The following is a 15,638-nucleotide window of genomic DNA, read 5'->3' on the forward strand; positions in this document are numbered from 1 at the left end:
CCTACTGCATCTGGTGGCCACGCTTCCCCATTTCGGCGCGGACGCGGACCATGAGGTATTCGGAGGCCTGCTGGGTCCAGACCTGGACGTCGTTCACGACATCATCCGCCAGGTCGCCCTGGACCTTGTTGTACTTCGCACCAATCGGAGACTTGAAGAAGGCGATCACCTCCTTCAGCTCGGGCTCGCTCAGCCATTTCGCGTAGGTGCGCGAGACCACGTTGGTGATCTGCTGTCGTTGCAGCTGCATCTCCGGCTGCAGCGTCTTCAGCACCTCGTCCAGGTCCTTCACCAGCTCGGGACGGGTCACGTTCTGTCGCCGGATCTGCTCCGAGAAGCTGGTGATGAGATCGTTCACCGGCGCGAGGATCGCCGTTGTCTCCATCAGCTCGCGGGCAGCAGCCAAGTGGGAGGCGGAGGGCTCCTGGGCCCGGACGGGCGCGGCCATAACCGCGAGCGCGAGCAGGGCGACCGACAGGCGGGGCACGATACAAACCATCTGGGCGGGCTCTCCTTGCTCTTGCCTCAGCTTCCGGACATCTCAATGACGCCCTCCGGCCCGCCGATCAAGGCAAGCGAGGCCATCGCGACGAAGAGGCCATGATCCACGACCCCGAGAACCGATTTCAGAGCCGCGGCCAGGCCGTAGGGGTCGGGAATTTCACCGAGCGGCAGGTCGAGGATCACGTTGCCGCCGTCCGTCCTGAAAGGCGAGCCGTCGGCTGCCGTGCGCAGCCGCATCTCCGCCTCGAGCTCGAGAAGGTCGAGACACTTGGCGAGGCGGCGCCGCGTCGTCTCGATACCAAACGGGACGACCTCGATGGGAAGTGGGAATTGCCCGAGTTGCGCAACCCGCTTGGAAGCGTCGGCGATCACGACCATGCGGCTGCTCGCCGCCGCAACCAGTTTCTCGCGCAGGAGCGCTCCTCCCCCGCCTTTGATCAGGTTCAAGGCTGGGTCGATCTCGTCGGCCCCGTCAATCGTGAGATCGAGCTGCGGCTCCTCCTCAAGCGTCGCGAGACGGATGCCGAGAGCCTCTGCCTGGCGCCGGGTGGCCTCCGATGTCGGCACGCCGACGATGTCGAGCTTGCGCCGACCAAGCTCCGCGACGAAGAGGGCTGCCGTCGAGCCGGTCCCGAGCCCCAGCTTCATCCCGCTCTGGACGAGGTCGCAGGCCCGCTCGGCCGCGAGGCGTTTGGCGTCGTCAGGTGTCATGGCGGGACTCACGGGCGCTGCGCCGCCGGGGCGGCCGGAGCGGGGGACGCCGGGCGCGCCAGCGGCGGTGGATTGGTCTGCGGCGTGCAGACCACCTTCTCGTCGAAGACGTAGCAGACGCTCATCTCGCCGGTTCGGAAGTTGACCCGGAACACGCCACCCTCGCGCTCGTGGCGAGAGGAGACGATGCCGTATTCGCCCGGCGGCTGAGGTCCAGCCCCCTCCCCTGCCCCGAAGCACAGCGTGACGCCGACCGAGCCCTCCTGAAGGCCGTACTGGCAGGAGCTGACCTCGCCGGAATACTTGTCGATCCGGTAGATGCGATTGAGGTCGGTCTGCGGCGCGGGGACGAAGTCAAAGCTGGCCGCCCGGACCGACGGGCTTCCCGCGACGGCGACCGTGAGCGACACCGCTGCCAGGACTCCTCTGAGATGGCGACCCATCCGTTCCTCCGCTCGATTCGTCCGCGAAGTTACCGCATGGCCCGGCTTGATCGCGCAAGACCCCGTCTGTAGCGAGCCGCGATGACCCAATCTCCAATTGCCGTCTTCGACCTCGACGGCACCCTCGCCCACACGGCTCCCGATCTCATCGGGACCCTGAACGTAATCCTGGCGCGTGAGGGGCTCCCCCCCGTGGCGCTGGACGATGCGCGCGAGCTGATCGGGGCTGGCGCGCGCGCCCTTGTCGACCGTGGCTTCGTGGCGGCCGGACGGGAGCTCACGCCTAAAAAATCCGACGAACTCTACCGCGACTTCCTCGCCCATTACGCCGAGAATCTTTGCGTGGCGAGCCACCTCTTCGACGGCGTCGAAGCGGCGCTCGACAAGATCGAGGCAAGCGGCTTCCGACTCGCCGTCTGCACGAACAAGATCGAGGCCCATTCCAGGCAGTTGCTGCGAGCTCTCGGAACGGCGGATCGCTTCGCCGCCATCTGCGGGCGGGATACCTTTGCCTACTTCAAGCCTGATCCGAGGCATCTGACACTGACCATCGAGGCCGCCGGCGGGGACCCGAGCAGGGCGATCATGGTGGGAGATTCGCTGACCGACATCGCAACTGCCAAAGCGGCGGGCATTCCGGTCGTCGCCGTCACGTTCGGCTATACGGATCGGCCTGTGCGCGAACTCGACCCTGACATCGCGATCGACGCCTTCGAAGAGCTGCCTGCGGCAGTGGCGTCCATTACCGCGAGATGGTGAGGGCGGGTGGTGGGCGCGACAGGGATTGAACCTGTGACCCTTCGCGTGTGAAGCGAATGCTCTCCCGCTGAGCTACGCGCCCGAACCCGAGGCGGCTTCCTAGGGTGCTCGGCCCCTCCCGTCAAGGAAGGATCGTGAGACGCGAAATCGGGCTGGGGAACATGGTGGCGGATTAAGGTCAATTTGGCGGCAAGCTGGATCAGTGGCGCGCCCTGTGCCTTGTAGCCTCGTGTTCGGTTCATGACCGTCGAAGTGTGCCCACGAGGATCACATGCGTCGCCTACCCGCGTTGTTTGCCGGCCTTGCCTGCATGGCCGCACTCTCCAGCCCGGGCCTTGCAGCCTGGGACATCGATCCCTTCACCCGCCAGCCCGTCGGTCCATCGCAGGGAATGGTCCCTCAAGCCGCAGCCATTCCGCGAGAGCTGGTCGATTTCCGCAGCCGCTACGCGCCGGGCACAGTCGTGGTCTCCACCTCGGAGCGGCGGCTTTACTACGTGCTACCCAACGGCCAGGCGATCCGCTACGGCGTTGGCGTCGGCCGGCCCGGCTTTACTTGGTCGGGGACCAAGACGATCACCATGAAGCGGGAATGGCCGGATTGGCGCCCGCCGGCCCAGATGCTTCGTCGTCGTCCCGACCTGCCGCGCCACATGAAGGGCGGTCTGGACAATCCGCTCGGCGCGCGCGCGCTCTATCTCGGTTCCTCGCTATACCGGATCCACGGCTCCAACGAACCCGAGTCGATCGGTCAGGCCGTGTCGTCGGGCTGCATCCGGATGCTGAATGATGACGTCGTCGATCTGTATCAGCGTGTCCGGGTAGGAACGCGCGTCGTCGTCGTGCGGTAAGACAGGTCTTCACTTACCCTGGAATGGCCGCCCTCGGGCGGCCATTTTCGTTCTCGGGCCCGCTCCCTTTTCGCCCGATGCGAGGGAGACGGAACAGGCCAAGAGCTGATCGCAAGACGAAGCGTGACTGCGCCACGCAACCGGGATGCAATCACGATGAAACGCGGGCGCGGTATCGGCGTTGTAGAAGCAAAAGGGAACGGTCATGGACACGCTTGCTCAACGCCTGGATACATTCATTTCGGACGTCGCCGCGATCATCTGGATAGTCAGGGCACGCGGACGGCACAACGTCAGGCGATTGTCGCTTTCTCTCGGCGGGAGGTAGTTCGCGGCATCCGGAGATACCCCCCGCACGCTTTTGCCTTCGTCTCTGCAGGCGAAACGCCAAGTCGAGCGGCAGCGTCAGTGCCGCGCGAACTCCCAGGTCGTAGTTCCGTCCTTTCCGTCCTTCAGCTGGACGCCCATGGCCTTCAGCTCGTCGCGGATCCGATCGGACTCCGCCCAGTTCTTGGCAGCACGGGCAGCGAGGCGAAGCTCGATCTTCTGCTGAACCGCATCGCGATCGACCTCGACCGCGCGCGGATCGTCGATGCGACCGGCGAACCCGAGCGCGCGGAGGGTTGAGGCCAGCGCGGCGCGATCACCCTTTCCGGAAAGGGAGTGCAATTCCGCGATCGCCCTCGGCGTGTTCAGGTCGTCGAGCAGGGCCTCAAGCACTGACGGTGCGATCTCCGCGTCGCCCCCGCTGCCGAAATCCTCATGCGCGTACCAGGAGCGCAGGGTGTCCCAGCTCTCATCCAGGCTCCGCGCGGTCCAGTCGATCGGCTGCCGGTAATGCGTCTTCAGCATGTTGAGGCGGATTACCTCTCCAGGCCACTCCTTCAACGCATCGTGGATCGTGACGAAGTTGCCGAGCGACTTCGACATCTTCTCGCCTTCGACCTGGAGGAAACCGTTGTGGAGCCAGTAATTGGCCATCACTGCCGTTCCAAAGCAGCACCGCGACTGGGCGATCTCGTTCTCGTGATGCGGAAAGATCAGGTCTAGACCGCCCGCGTGAATGTCGAACGTCTCGCCGAGATGCTTCCACGACATCGCGGAGCACTCGATATGCCACCCGGGCCGCCCTGGTGTCGCGATGCCAGCGGGTGAAGGCCATGAGGGCTCGCCTGCCTTCGACGGCTTCCACAGCACGAAGTCGAGCGGCGAGCGCTTGTAGGGCGCGACATCCACCCGCGCGCCAGCCTCCATCTCGTCGAGGGGACGCTTCGAGAGCTGGCCGTAATCCGGCATGGACGGCACATCGAACAGGACATGCTCCTCGGCCACATAGGCGTGCCCGGACTTCACCAGACCCTCGATGAGTCGGCGCATCTCCTCGATGTGATCCGTCGCGCGGGGCTCGACACTCGGCCGCAACACCCCGAGCGCGCGGATATCCTCGTGGAACTGCGTCAGCGTGCCGTCCGTGAGTTCGCGGATGGAGACGCCCCGCTCCGCCGCCCGCGCGTTGATCTTGTCGTCCACGTCCGTGACGTTCCGGACGTAGGTGACGTGGGCCTCGCCGTAGAGGTGGCGGAGAAGGCGGAAAAGCAGGTCGAAGACGATGATCGGCCGCGCGTTCCCGATGTGCGCGAAGTCGTAGACCGTGGGCCCGCAGGCATAGATGCGCACGTTCGACGGATCGATCGGCCGGAATTCCTCCTTCCGGCGCGTCAGCGTGTTGGTCAGCCTGAGCGGCGCGGCCATGATCGAAGTCTCCGACAACTCCCCTGCCCTACCCCGCGTGCAAAGCGCATTGCGGTGCAATATGGCAACAGCCGGCGACAGAAGGCTCCGGGGAATACCTCGCCGATTGCCGGTCGGCGCCGAATCCGTCAAGAGCGACGCCTCCCGGCGATAGCGGGTGCGGCGGCGCACTCCCGGAGCGAGACCTGCCACTTAAAGCTTTGTTCATGGCCGCGGGCCAAGAATTTTCGACGAAGTCAGCCTGTCGGCTTGAGGGGATGTTTACGATGCGTCGCAGGTTGGCCATGCTCGGTCTGGTCGCTTCGGTGCTCTGCGGCGCGACCGTTCTCGGGATGCCCGAGAGCGTGTCCGGCGAGACCAGCTCGAGCGCCACTTTCGTCATACCGGCCGATGACAGCTACGGCGTCGCCGAATGCAAGACGCCGGAGTGCGGCAAGGTGGTCGCCGACCAGTGGTGCATGGCGCAGGGCTTCGCCCGCTCCGACTCTTTCGGGGAGACCGACACCATTGAGGTGACCGGCTCGATCCAGGGACGCCTGCTTCGCGCGAGCCAGCCCGCCAGCCGGCCGATCTCCATCACCTGCAGCCGCTGAGCACCGGGCCTGCGGGCCCCGCTCAGCCCTTGATGAAGTCGCCGCAGCGCTGGACCTCACTCTCCTGCCCCCAGGGCATGATCGGGACGGTCGAGGTGGAGTTCTGGGGCGAGCCTTCGATAACGCGGTCTGAATAGACCAGATAGACGAGCACGTTGCGCTTTGCGTCGCAGCCGCGCACGATCTGCATCTTCTTGAAAACGAACGAGCGGCGCTCCGAGAACACGACGTCTCCCTGGTCGAGCTTCGCCTTGAACTTGATCGGGCCGACCTGTCGGCAGGCGAGCGAAATCTCGGAACGCTCTTCGGCGAAGCCCAGAGTTCCTTTCACGCCGCCCTTCTCCGGCACCGTGTAATGACACGCGACGCCCTCGACCTCCGGATCGTCGATCCCGTAGACGGCAAGCTTGTCGTTGGGCGTAAGCGCCCGCCATACGGTCGATTTCTTGAAGATCGCATCCGGGCCATCAGCGAGCGCCGGGCCGGCCAACAACAAGCCGGCCGCCAGAGTACCGGCGACACCTACAATCCACGTCCGCATCAAACTCTCCTCGTTGACGCGGGATATAGGAAGCCCGGCGAAGCTTCGCAGGAGGCCGGCACCGGAGCCGGTGCGCCCAGGATGTGAGCCCGACGACGAAAAAGATGAGGCCCGCTAGCCGTCTAGGTTGAACGTATCGACCTCAAGATACCAAGCGTCGCCCAAACGCCGCCACACGACGAGGTATTTTCCGGCGGTGACATCCGGGTGTCCCTTACTCCGAAGGCCGAACCGACCGACCTCGCGGGCGCTGTTCTCGCCAAGTGAGGCCACATCGACAGCGGTCAGATCGATCGCCGCGACCTGCTCGAACTGAGTCTTCCAGAAGGCCTCGATTCCTGCCTTGCCCCGGATCATCGGCGCGCCCGGCGGAAGGAGCCACGCATCGTCGGTGTAGAGGGAGGCTACGGCAGCCGCGTCGCCACGGGTGACAGCCTCGCTGAACAGATCGTTGCGGGACTGGATCTGGTCGAGAATGCTCAACGTCGCCTCCGTGTCACGGTGGTGTCGAGACCACCTCAGGAAGCGCCCGAACGAGGCAGGAGTCCAGCCTTGCGATAGGCTTGACGAACCGTTCCGGCCAACGCCGCGCTCGGCTACGCTACCTCGCCATTCAGCCTTTCCCTCGCGCGCTCCGGGCCGATGAGCGGCAGAAGGACGGCAAGTTCCGGCCCATGATCGAGGCCGGTCAGGGCGAGCCGCAGCGGCATGAAGAGCGCACGCCCCTTCAGGCCGGTCTCAGCCCGGACCGCCTCCGTCCAGATCTTCCAAGTCGAGCCATCCCACGGCTCGGGCGGCAGGAGTTCGAGCGCGGCATCGGTCAGGGCCTTGTCCACGATCTCCGGGGAGACGGGCCCCTCGACGATGCCCCACCAGCGCAGGGCATCCCCGAACCGGGACAGGTTCGCCCGGATCGCGTTCCAGAATGCCTCGCCGCCACCGATCCGCAGATCCTCGAGTCGCGGCTGGGCCGCTTCATAGGACATCGCGTGGACGAACCGCGCGTTCAGGTTGTCGAGCTCCGACTCGTCGAACTTCGCCGGCGCCCGCGAGATGTGGGCGAGGTCGACGAGCGACGCGAGTTCGTCGAGGTCTGCCACCGGCCGCACGGCCTCGGATGAGCCGACGAGCACGGCCAGCGCCGCCACGGCAAGCGGCTCGTACCCGTCCGCCGCCAGTTGGTGCAGCGACAGCGCGCCTGAACGCTTTGATAGCCCCTCGCCGCTGACGGTCGTCAGGAGGTTGTGGTGGCCGAAGCGGGGCGCCGCTCCGCCCAGCGCCTCGAACAGCTGGATCTGCACCCCCGTATTGGTGACGTGGTCCTCGCCGCGCACCACGTCGGTGATTCCGAGCGCGATGTCGTCCACGACGGAGGGAAGCGTGTAGAGGTACGTGCCGTCCTCGCGCACCAGCACGGGGTCGGAAAGCGAGGCGCAATCTACGTGGGAAGCTCCCCGCACGAGGTCGTCCCAAGCCACGAGTCGCGGCTGGAGCCGGAAACGCCAATGCGGGCGCCGGCCCTGCGCCTCGAGGGCCCGCCGGTCGTCCTCCGTCAGTGTGAGGGCGGCCCGGTCGTAGATCGGCGGCTGGCCGCGGGCGAGTTGGATTCGGCGGCGGCGCTCCAACTCCTCCGCCGTCTCGTAGCAGGGATAGAGGCGGCCGCTGGCCTTCAGGCGCTCGGCGGCTTCGGCATAGAGTTCCATCCGGTCCGATTGCCGCACCACGAGGTCGGGGACGATACCGAGCCAAGCGAGGTCGATCTCGGTCTGGTCGGCGTACTCGGCGCGTGAGCGCTCGGCGTCCGTGTCGTCGAAGCGCAGTACGAAGGTGCCGCCCTGCCGTCTTGCAACGAGCGCGTTCAGGAGCGCCGTGCGAGCATTGCCGATATGGATGAGGCCCGTCGGCGACGGGGCAAAGCGCAGGACCGGAGACATGCCCGGGGGTGTAGCGACTCGGCGCCTCGCTGTCTCGCCCGTCCGCCGCGGTCACGAGGGCCGGAACTTCGAATAGCCGTGCACCCGGTGGATATGCGCCTCCCCGCGCCCGATCTCGCCGAAGGGTGCGAGTTGCCAGTCCCAGCTATTCTCGGGGGGCGGGAGGCACTCGTCGCCGATCAGGGTTTCCTGCTCCACGATCGAGCCGGCGCGGCCGAGAACGCGGTAGGCAACATCCGTCAGAAGGCACACGCGGGAGTGAAGGCGGGCAAGGTCGGCGAGGTGCCAGCGGGTCACCAGCCGTGGAAGATCGGCCGGAAGGTGGGCCGCCTTGCGCGGCCTCCGCTCCAGCCAACGCTCGATTGCCATCGGGAGCTGGGACAGGACATTGGCCGAGATCACGAGGTCGAGGCTCGGATCTTTCCGCCAGGCTGAGAGCGGGTCGGAGCGTCCATCCGCCTCGCCCGCGAGCCATGCCGCGGCACCGGTAAGGTCGGCCACGACGGGTTCGGCACCGGCGCGGCCCGCCTTTCGTCGTGCAGGGAGAAGATGAACGGCGTCGAGCAGCACCACGCGCTCGAACTGGGCGGTTAGAAACGCGAGCGGCACATCCCGGATCAACCCCGATCCGAGAACAAGGACCGTCCTCCTGGATTGCAGGCCGGAGACGGATTGCCTCACGACCTCATGGCACCGTGCCTCATGCGGCCGCCACGCTCGACGCTGCCGGCTGGCACGCGACCAGAGCGCCACCGCATCCCCGACCAGCCCGAGCCGGCGGAGTTGAGGTGACGTGAGGGCGGTGAGGTTCAAGACCGCCGCAGCGAGCATTGGGAATGCCGTCGAGAGCAGGCGATCTGTTCGGAACCGGTCAAGCTTCCCGAAGTTGAACAGGCATCTTTGAACGGGAGACAGACATGCTCAAGGGCGGCCTCCTCTGGCTCATCGGCATACCCCTGCCGATCATCATCTTGATTGCGCTGTTTACGAACTGGCTGAGCTGAGCCCAGTTCTTCACGACAGCTCGCGAAAGAGAAAAGGGGCGGTGATACACCGCCCCTTTTTGTTCATGCTACTCGGCAGCCGCGGGGACCGGTATGCCCCGCGCGAGCCGCTCCTGCTTGATGAGTTCGGCGGTCATGAACGCGACTTCCAGCGCCTGCTCCGCATTGAGCCGCGGATCGCAGAACGTGTGATAACGGTCGCCGAGATCCTGGTCGGTCACCGCCCGCGCGCCGCCAGTGCATTCGGTGACGTTCTTGCCCGTCATCTCGAGATGCACGCCGCCCGCATGCGTGCCTTCGGCCTGATGGACTGCGAAGAACGACTTGATCTCTCCCACCACAAGCTCGAACGGCCGCGTCTTGTAGCCGTTGCCGGACTTCACGGTGTTGCCGTGCATCGGATCGCATGACCAGATCGGCGTGCGGCCTTCCCTCTTCATCGCCCGAACCAGCGCCGGAAGGTGCTCGAAGACCTTCGTGGCGCCAAAGCGGCAGATGAGCGTCAGTCGGCCCGGCTCGCGATCCGGATCGAGGATGTCCGCCAGCCGCAGCAAGCCGTCCGGCGTGAGCGACGGGCCGCATTTCAGGCCGATCGGATTCTTGATCCCCCGCGCATATTCCACGTGGGCGTGGTCAACCTGCCGGGTCCGGTCGCCGATCCAGAGCATGTGCCCGGAAGTGGCGTAGTAGTCGCCGGTCGTCGAATCGACGCGCGTCATTGCCTGCTCGTAGCCGAGCAGCAGCGCCTCGTGGCTCGTGTAGAAGTCCGTCGTCCGCATCTCCGGGTGGACTTCCGGGTCGATGCCGATCGCCCGCATGAAGGCGAGCGTCTCGGAGATGCGATCGGCCAGCTCTCGATACCGCGACGATTGCGCTGAGTCCTTCGCAAAACCCAGCATCCAGCGGTCGACATTGTCGAGGTTCGCATAGCCGCCGGTCGCAAAGGCGCGCAGCAGGTTCAGGGTAGCGGCCGATTGCCGGTAGGCCTCGAGTTGCCGACGCGGATCGGGTTCGCGCGCCGAGGCCGTGAACTCGTTGTCATTGATGATGTCGCCGCGGTAGCTCGGCAACTCGACGCCATCGATCGTTTCGGTCGGGGCGGAGCGCGGCTTTGCAAACTGGCCCGCGATCCGGCCGACCTTCACGACGGGCGACGCACCCGCGAAGGTCAGGACCACCGCCATCTGCAGGAAGACGCGAAAGAAGTCGCGGATGTTGTCCGCCGAATGCTCGGCGAAACTCTCGGCGCAATCCCCGCCCTGGAGCAGGAAGGCCTCGCCGGCCGCGACCTTGCTCAACGCCCGCTTGAGCTTGCGCGCCTCGCCTGCAAAAACGAGCGGCGGAAACCCGGCGAGCTGGGCCTCGACGGCTCCGAGCGCTTCCTGGTCCGCATAAAACGGCACCTGCTGGATCGGACGTTGCCGCCAGCTATCAGGTGCCCAACGCTCGCTCATAACCTTCTCCAGTTCATCTCAGCGGCGCGTGTGGCGCCCGTGAGTAACGGGTGCTTATACATCACAAGACGGCGGGAGCGAGGCTCGGCGGACAGATGATTCCGCTGTCGCGAAACTGCGCTTCGCCGTAAGAGGCTTTGCAGGGAGCAAAGCGGAGAGAACAAGGATGAGCGGATCGGGAAAGATCGCCCTCGTCACAGGAGCAGGCACTGGCGTCGGCAAGGCGGCATCGCTGGCACTGCTACGGGACGGCTGGTCCGTCGTTCTCTCCGGCCGCCGGCGCGAGCCGCTCGATGAGGTCGCAGCGCAAGCCGAGCCGGGCCGCACTCTCGTCGTGCCGAGCGACATCACCCTGCCCGACGATGTGGAGAGCCTGTTTCGCCAGACAAGGGAAACCTTTGGCCGGCTCGACCTTCTGTTCAACAATGCGGGCCGCGGAGCTCCCGCCGTGCCGATCGAGGACCTGCCGCTCGAAACCTGGCGTGCGGTGGTCGATACGAACCTGACCGGCATGTTCCTGTGCACCCAGCACGCGTTCCGGATCATGAAGGATCAGAACCCCCGCGGCGGCCGCATCATCAACAACGGGTCGATCTCGGCCCACGCCCCGCGGCCCTTCTCGATCGCCTACACGTCGACCAAGCACGCCGTAACCGGGCTGACCAAGTCGACTTCGCTGGACGGGCGCGCCTATGACATCGCTTGCAGCCAGATCGACATCGGCAACGCCGACACCGCGATGGGCGGCCGCATGAAGGCCGGGGTGCCGCAGGCGGACGGGTCCATCCGGCCCGAGGCCGTCATGGATCCCGACCACGTCGGCAGTGCCATCCTCTACATGGCGTCCCTGCCGCTGGAGGCCAACGTGCAGTTCATGACGATCATGGCGACGAAGATGCCCTTCGTCGGCCGGGGTTAGAGCACCTTACACTCACGCCGGCGCGGGCCGCCGCCCAACTTTAGCTTCGACCCCGGCTTTCGCCGGGGTAAGCGGGAACGGGCTCTACATCGTCTCGCGCATCATCTGCAGGTAATCCGCGGCCTTCACGGGCCTCGGATTCGTTGGCGTCGAGTGATCGAGCTCCGCCTTTTTCGCCATCTCGGGCAGAACCGCTTCCGGAACGCCCATCTCGCCCAGGGTCTTCGGCATGCCGATTCGGGCGTTCAACCCATCCACGTAACCGGCGAGGTCCGCATCGGCAGGCAGGCCCGCAGCCAGTGCCAGGCGCTCATACTTCTCGTCTGCCGAGCCCGCGTTGTAGCGCAGGACGGGCGGGAGAAGCACCGCGTTCAGCGTACCGTGATGGAGCGCCGGGTGCTTCAGCGAGCCCAGCGCGTGTGAAAGCCCGTGCACCGCGCCGAGGCCCTTCTGGAAGCACATGCCGCCCTGAAGCGCGCCCATCATCAGCTCGGAGCGGGCTTTGCGGTCCTGCCCGTTGGCCACCGCCTTCTCCAGGTTCCGGACAATCCGCCCTGCCCCATCGAGCGCGATCGCGTCGGCGGGCGGGTTGAAACGCGGGGACAGGAAGGTCTCGATGCAGTGCGACATCGCGTCCATACCGGTCGCCGCCGTCAGCCGAGGCGGCAGCCCGAGTGTCAGATCCGGCTCGCAGATCGCACGCTTCGGGATGAGGTGTGGGCTGATGAGGCCCACCTTCCGGCCATCGGCCAGGTTCATGAGCGCGGCACGGCCGACCTCGCTGCCCGTGCCCGCGGTCGTCGGGATGGCGATGACCGGAGCGACCGCCGCCGTGATCAGCGGAATGCCACCATCGATCGCGGCATAGCGCGCGAGCGGCCCCGGATGGGTGGCGAGGATCGACACGGCCTTTGCGAGGTCGATCGGCGACCCGCCGCCAAACCCGATCAGGCCGTCGCACCTCTCCGTGAGATACGTCTCGACGGCCGCGAGGGTGGCCGCCTCCGTCGGATTCGAGGGTACCTCGTCGAACACGATGGCAGCCATTCCGGGCGGCAGCACCGCGAGCAGTCGGTCGAGCAGCCCCGTCGCGGCCACGCCCTTGTCCGTCACGATGAGCGGCCGGGTGATCCCGAGCGCCGCGAAGTCCTCGGGCAGTTCCGTCAGGACGCCGTCGCCGAAGCGGATTGTCGTCAGGTAAGTGATGAGCGCCATGATGTCCTGAGCCTCAGCCGACCGCGACCGGTCGTTTGGTGACGAAGGGCGTCCGCATGGTGACGAGTTCCTCGGCAGCCGTGGGGTGAACCGCGACCGTCCGGTCGAAATCGGTCTTCGTTGCCCCCATCGAAACCGCGACACCCGCGAGCTGGATCATCTCGCCCGCATGCTCCCCGACCACGTGCACCCCGAGCACCTTGTCGGTCTCGGCGTGAACGACGAGCTTCATCAGCACCTGCTCGCTCCGGCCCGACAGGGTGGCCTTCATGGGCCGGAAGCTTGCCTTGTAGATGATCACGTTCTCATCGCCGTAGAGGCGTCGCGCGGCCTCTTCGCCGTGCCCGACGGTCCCGATTTCCGGAGTGGAGAACACGGCCGTCGGGATGAGCTCGTGCTCGACGAGAGAAGGCTTGCCGCCGAAAAGCGTATCGGCGAACGCATGACCCTCGCGGATGGCGACGGGCGTGAGGTTCGCCCGGTTCGTCACGTCGCCGACTGCCGAAATCGAGGGAACGGAGGTGCGCGAATAGCCGTCCACCGGGATCGCGCCAACCATATCGAGCTCGATCCCCACCTTCTCCAGCCCGAGATGCCGCGTATTGGGACGGCGCCCGGTCGCCACGAGGACCTGGTCCGTTTCCAGCACCTGCCCGTCGGAGAGTGTCACGGCGATGCAGTCATCCCGACGCTCGAGGCGCTCGAGCATGACGCCGAGGCGCAAGTCGATCCCGCGCTCCGCATAGGCCTTGCCTAGCGCTTCGCGCACGTCCTCGTCGAAACCGCGCAGGAGCCTTTCGCCTCGGTGCAGCAGCGAGGTGCGGGAACCGAGGCCGTGGAACACGCCCGCGAACTCCACCGCAATATACCCCCCACCCACCACCAGGATGCGCGGTGGCAGCTTCTCGAGCTCGAACACCTCGTTGGAGGTGATGGCGAGATCCCCGCCGGGGATGGGGGGCTCCATGGTGGGATGCGCACCGACCGCGATGAGGATGTGGCCGGCACGAATCGTACGGCCCGACGTGATCAGGCGCACCGTGTTGGCATCCTCGATGACGGCGCGCTCGCTGAAGGTCGCGATCTTCGAGCCCTGAAGCAGGGCGCCGTAGATCCGCTCCAGCCGGCTGATCTCGGCATCACGGTTCGCCTTGAGCGTCGCCCAGTCGAACCGGGTCTCGCCGACCTGCCAGCCGAAGCCGGCCGCATCCGCGAACTCGTCCCGGAAACGGCTCGCATAGACCATCAGCTTCTTCGGCACGCAGCCGCGGATCACGCAGGTGCCACCGAACCGGTACTCCTCTGCGATAGCGACCTTGGCGCCATGGCCTGCCGCGATCCGAGCGGCGCGGACGCCTCCCGAACCCGCCCCGATGACGAAAAGATCGACGTCAAAATCAGCCATGTCTCACCTGAAGCCGCACGAGAGAGCCCGCGCGGAATGAAGCCCAGCCCGCCCGCGGAACGCGACGGCTCACGTGTGAATCACGCGTCCGTAGGCGTCGAGCACGGCCTCATGCATCGTTTCCGACAGGGTCGGATGCGGGAAGACCGTGTGGATCAGCTCCTCCTCGGTCGTCTCGAGATTCATGGCAATCACGAAGCCCTGGATAAGCTCGGTGACCTCCGCGCCGACCATATGTGCGCCGAGGAGCTGGCCCGTCTTCTTGTCGAAGATCGTCTTGACCATGCCCTGGTCTTCGCCGAGCGCGATAGCCTTGCCGTTGCCGACGAAGGGAAAGCGGCCGACGCGAATGTCGTAGCCCTGCTCCTTCGCTTTGGACTCGGTCAGTCCGACAGAGGCAATCTGCGGGTTGCAGTATGTGCAGCCAGGAATCTTCCCCTTGTCGAGCGGCTCGGCATGGAGCCCCTTGATGGCTTCCATGCAGCGCTCGCCCTCGTGCTCCGCCTTGTGGGCCAGCATTGGCGGACCTGCGACATCCCCGATCGCGTAGACGCCGGGCACGTTGGTCCGGCCGAGTCCGTCGGTGACGACGATGCCGCGCTCGATCTTCACCCCGAGCTTCTCCAGCCCGATATTCTCGATGTTGCCGACGACGCCGACGGCCGAGATAAGCCGTTCGGCCGTGATGGTCTGCGTGCCGCCCTTGCCGTCCTCGATCGTCGCGGTGACCTGGTCGAAGCCCTTCTCCACCTTCGTCACCTTGGCGCCCGTCAGGAACTTGATCCCCTGCTTCTCGAAGCGCTTGCGGGCGAAGGCGGCGATCTCCGCATCCTCCACCGGCAGGATCTGGGGCAGCAGCTCCACGACGGTCACCTCGGCGCCCATAGTGCGGTAGAATGAGGCGAATTCGATACCGATCGCGCCCGATCCCATGACGAGGAGCGACTTCGGCATCCTCTCCGGCACCATCGCCTCGTAATAGGTCCAGATGAGTTTCTTGTCCGGCTCGATGCCGGGAAGCGCGCGAGGCCGGGCGCCGGTCGCGACGACGATGTGCTTGGCCGAGTAGGAGCCCGCACCGAGCGCGCCCTTCGGGGGTGCCGCGCGCTTCGTCTCCTTGACGGTGATCTTTCCGGGAGTACCGCCCTTCGGGGCGGACTCGACCGCGGCTTCGCCCCAGATCACATCGATCTTGTTCTTCTTCATAAGGAACGCGACGCCGTCAGCGAGTCGCTTCGAGACACCCCGCGAGCGTTTCACGACGGCACTGACATCGGCCGACACCGTGCCCTCGATCTTCAGCCCATAATCCGCCGGGTGCTGCATGTAGTGGTAGATTTCGGCCGAGCGCAGCAGCGCCTTGGTCGGAATGCAGCCCCAGTTCAGGCAGATGCCGCCCAGATGCTCGCGGTCGACGACAGCGGTCTTGAAGCCGAGCTGCGCCGAGCGGATGGCCGCCACATAGCCGCCGGGTCCCGCCCCAATGATGATGACGTCGTACTCGCCGGCCATGTGCGTTTCCTACCCTGGCGATGTCCGGGCCGCGACGCATTC

16 protein-coding genes and 1 tRNA gene are annotated in these 15,638 nt (G+C 66.0%); 4 read left to right on the top strand and 13 right to left on the bottom strand.

What is annotated here, in order from left to right; genetic code table 11:
• Position 1: 1 nt before the first annotated feature.
• Genes ACO2SS_RS03460 through ACO2SS_RS03470 form a run of 3 tightly spaced genes read right to left on the bottom strand, consistent with a single transcriptional unit; the run spans position 2 to position 1,658 of the window.
• Positions 2-499: a DUF2059 domain-containing protein gene (locus tag ACO2SS_RS03460; protein WP_423276157.1), complete on the bottom strand. Its 498-nt coding sequence runs from the start codon at positions 497-499 to the stop codon at positions 2-4.
• A gap of 26 nt (positions 500-525) precedes the next feature.
• The gene (rpiA, locus tag ACO2SS_RS03465; RefSeq protein ID WP_423276158.1) at positions 526-1,215 is read right to left on the bottom strand and encodes a ribose-5-phosphate isomerase RpiA; all 690 of its coding nucleotides are present in this window, start codon (positions 1,213-1,215) and stop codon (positions 526-528) included.
• 8 nt (positions 1,216-1,223) lie between these two features.
• Positions 1,224-1,658: a hypothetical protein gene (locus ACO2SS_RS03470; RefSeq protein WP_423276159.1), complete on the bottom strand. Its 435-nt coding sequence runs from the start codon at positions 1,656-1,658 to the stop codon at positions 1,224-1,226.
• Positions 1,659-1,739: 81 nt separating this feature from the next.
• Between ACO2SS_RS03470 and gph the strand changes: the two genes are divergently transcribed.
• A complete protein-coding gene (gph, locus tag ACO2SS_RS03475; RefSeq protein WP_423276160.1) occupies positions 1,740-2,417 on the top strand; it encodes a phosphoglycolate phosphatase in 678 nt (225 codons plus the stop codon).
• A gap of 7 nt (positions 2,418-2,424) precedes the next feature.
• On the opposite strand, the gene ACO2SS_RS03480 is transcribed toward gph, so the two are convergent.
• A tRNA-Val gene (locus ACO2SS_RS03480) sits at positions 2,425-2,499 on the bottom strand.
• A gap of 189 nt (positions 2,500-2,688) precedes the next feature.
• Here ACO2SS_RS03480 and ACO2SS_RS03485 point away from each other — a divergent pair.
• Entirely contained in the window at positions 2,689-3,267 is a 579-nt protein-coding gene (locus tag ACO2SS_RS03485; RefSeq protein ID WP_423276161.1) for a L,D-transpeptidase, read from the top strand.
• Positions 3,268-3,672: 405 nt separating this feature from the next.
• On the opposite strand, the gene cysS is transcribed toward ACO2SS_RS03485, so the two are convergent.
• Entirely contained in the window at positions 3,673-5,019 is a 1,347-nt protein-coding gene (gene cysS, locus ACO2SS_RS03490) for a cysteine--tRNA ligase (RefSeq protein WP_423276162.1), read from the bottom strand.
• A gap of 266 nt (positions 5,020-5,285) precedes the next feature.
• On the opposite strand from cysS, the gene ACO2SS_RS03495 reads away from it, so the two are divergent.
• On the top strand, positions 5,286-5,612 hold the full coding sequence (locus ACO2SS_RS03495; protein WP_423276163.1) for a hypothetical protein: 327 nt from the start codon (positions 5,286-5,288) through the stop codon (positions 5,610-5,612).
• A 22-nt stretch (positions 5,613-5,634) separates the two neighbouring features.
• Here the strand turns inward: ACO2SS_RS03495 and ACO2SS_RS03500 are convergent, their stop codons facing one another.
• The 5 genes from ACO2SS_RS03500 to ACO2SS_RS03520 all read right to left on the bottom strand — a co-directional run bounded on the left by ACO2SS_RS03500 (position 5,635) and on the right by ACO2SS_RS03520 (position 10,545).
• Positions 5,635-6,153 (bottom strand): CreA family protein, encoded by a 519-nt coding sequence (locus ACO2SS_RS03500; RefSeq protein ID WP_423276164.1) that lies wholly within the window; start codon positions 6,151-6,153, stop codon positions 5,635-5,637.
• A gap of 114 nt (positions 6,154-6,267) precedes the next feature.
• On the bottom strand, positions 6,268-6,636 hold the full coding sequence (locus ACO2SS_RS03505; protein ID WP_423276165.1) for a YybH family protein: 369 nt from the start codon (positions 6,634-6,636) through the stop codon (positions 6,268-6,270).
• 113 nt (positions 6,637-6,749) lie between these two features.
• Positions 6,750-8,087 carry a glutamate--tRNA ligase gene (gltX, locus tag ACO2SS_RS03510; RefSeq protein ID WP_423276166.1) on the bottom strand — a complete coding sequence of 446 codons (1,338 nt, stop codon included), beginning with the start codon at positions 8,085-8,087 and terminating at the stop codon, positions 6,750-6,752.
• Positions 8,088-8,138: 51 nt separating this feature from the next.
• On the bottom strand, positions 8,139-8,900 hold the full coding sequence (locus ACO2SS_RS03515) for a hypothetical protein (RefSeq protein WP_423276167.1): 762 nt from the start codon (positions 8,898-8,900) through the stop codon (positions 8,139-8,141).
• Between the two features lie 259 nt (positions 8,901-9,159).
• Positions 9,160-10,545 (bottom strand): class II 3-deoxy-7-phosphoheptulonate synthase, encoded by a 1,386-nt coding sequence (locus tag ACO2SS_RS03520; protein ID WP_423276168.1) that lies wholly within the window; start codon positions 10,543-10,545, stop codon positions 9,160-9,162.
• Positions 10,546-10,711: 166 nt separating this feature from the next.
• Here ACO2SS_RS03520 and ACO2SS_RS03525 point away from each other — a divergent pair, with 166 nt between their 5' ends.
• Entirely contained in the window at positions 10,712-11,464 is a 753-nt protein-coding gene (locus tag ACO2SS_RS03525) for an SDR family oxidoreductase (protein ID WP_423276169.1), read from the top strand.
• Positions 11,465-11,548: 84 nt separating this feature from the next.
• On the opposite strand, the gene ACO2SS_RS03530 is transcribed toward ACO2SS_RS03525, so the two are convergent.
• The 3 genes from ACO2SS_RS03530 to lpdA form a co-directional block, all read right to left on the bottom strand.
• Positions 11,549-12,679: an iron-containing alcohol dehydrogenase gene (locus tag ACO2SS_RS03530; RefSeq protein WP_423276170.1), complete on the bottom strand. Its 1,131-nt coding sequence runs from the start codon at positions 12,677-12,679 to the stop codon at positions 11,549-11,551.
• Between the two features lie 13 nt (positions 12,680-12,692).
• A complete protein-coding gene (gene gor / locus ACO2SS_RS03535) occupies positions 12,693-14,084 on the bottom strand; it encodes a glutathione-disulfide reductase (RefSeq protein ID WP_423276171.1) in 1,392 nt (463 codons plus the stop codon).
• A 69-nt stretch (positions 14,085-14,153) separates the two neighbouring features.
• Complete coding sequence (gene lpdA, locus ACO2SS_RS03540; protein WP_423276172.1) at positions 14,154-15,596, bottom strand: dihydrolipoyl dehydrogenase; 1,443 nt, start codon at positions 15,594-15,596, stop codon at positions 14,154-14,156.
• Positions 15,597-15,638 lie beyond the last annotated feature (42 nt).

It is taken from the genome of Enterovirga sp. CN4-39 (assembly GCF_049446235.1).
In the GTDB taxonomy this organism is placed as follows: Bacteria; Pseudomonadota; Alphaproteobacteria; order Rhizobiales; family Beijerinckiaceae; genus Enterovirga.

What these genes read in the sequence shown, in the direction of transcription:
- ACO2SS_RS03500 (WP_423276164.1), bottom strand. Translation starts at nt 6,153, where the DNA reads ATGCGGACGTGGATTGTAGGTGTCGCCGGTACTCTGGCGGCCGGCTTG.
- rpiA (WP_423276158.1), bottom strand. Translation starts at nt 1,215, where the DNA reads ATGACACCTGACGACGCCAAACGCCTCGCGGCCGAGCGGGCCTGCGAC.
- ACO2SS_RS03520 (WP_423276168.1), bottom strand. Translation starts at nt 10,545, where the DNA reads ATGAGCGAGCGTTGGGCACCTGATAGCTGGCGGCAACGTCCGATCCAG.
- ACO2SS_RS03530 (WP_423276170.1), bottom strand. Translation starts at nt 12,679, where the DNA reads ATGGCGCTCATCACTTACCTGACGACAATCCGCTTCGGCGACGGCGTC.
- lpdA (WP_423276172.1), bottom strand. Translation starts at nt 15,596, where the DNA reads ATGGCCGGCGAGTACGACGTCATCATCATTGGGGCGGGACCCGGCGGC.
- gor (WP_423276171.1), bottom strand. Translation starts at nt 14,084, where the DNA reads ATGGCTGATTTTGACGTCGATCTTTTCGTCATCGGGGCGGGTTCGGGA.
- ACO2SS_RS03495 (WP_423276163.1), top strand. Translation starts at nt 5,286, where the DNA reads ATGCGTCGCAGGTTGGCCATGCTCGGTCTGGTCGCTTCGGTGCTCTGC.
- ACO2SS_RS03525 (WP_423276169.1), top strand. Translation starts at nt 10,712, where the DNA reads ATGAGCGGATCGGGAAAGATCGCCCTCGTCACAGGAGCAGGCACTGGC.
- gltX (WP_423276166.1), bottom strand. Translation starts at nt 8,087, where the DNA reads ATGTCTCCGGTCCTGCGCTTTGCCCCGTCGCCGACGGGCCTCATCCAT.
- ACO2SS_RS03470 (WP_423276159.1), bottom strand. Translation starts at nt 1,658, where the DNA reads ATGGGTCGCCATCTCAGAGGAGTCCTGGCAGCGGTGTCGCTCACGGTC.
- cysS (WP_423276162.1), bottom strand. Translation starts at nt 5,019, where the DNA reads ATGGCCGCGCCGCTCAGGCTGACCAACACGCTGACGCGCCGGAAGGAG.
- ACO2SS_RS03485 (WP_423276161.1), top strand. Translation starts at nt 2,689, where the DNA reads ATGCGTCGCCTACCCGCGTTGTTTGCCGGCCTTGCCTGCATGGCCGCA.
- ACO2SS_RS03460 (WP_423276157.1), bottom strand. Translation starts at nt 499, where the DNA reads ATGGTTTGTATCGTGCCCCGCCTGTCGGTCGCCCTGCTCGCGCTCGCG.
- gph (WP_423276160.1), top strand. Translation starts at nt 1,740, where the DNA reads ATGACCCAATCTCCAATTGCCGTCTTCGACCTCGACGGCACCCTCGCC.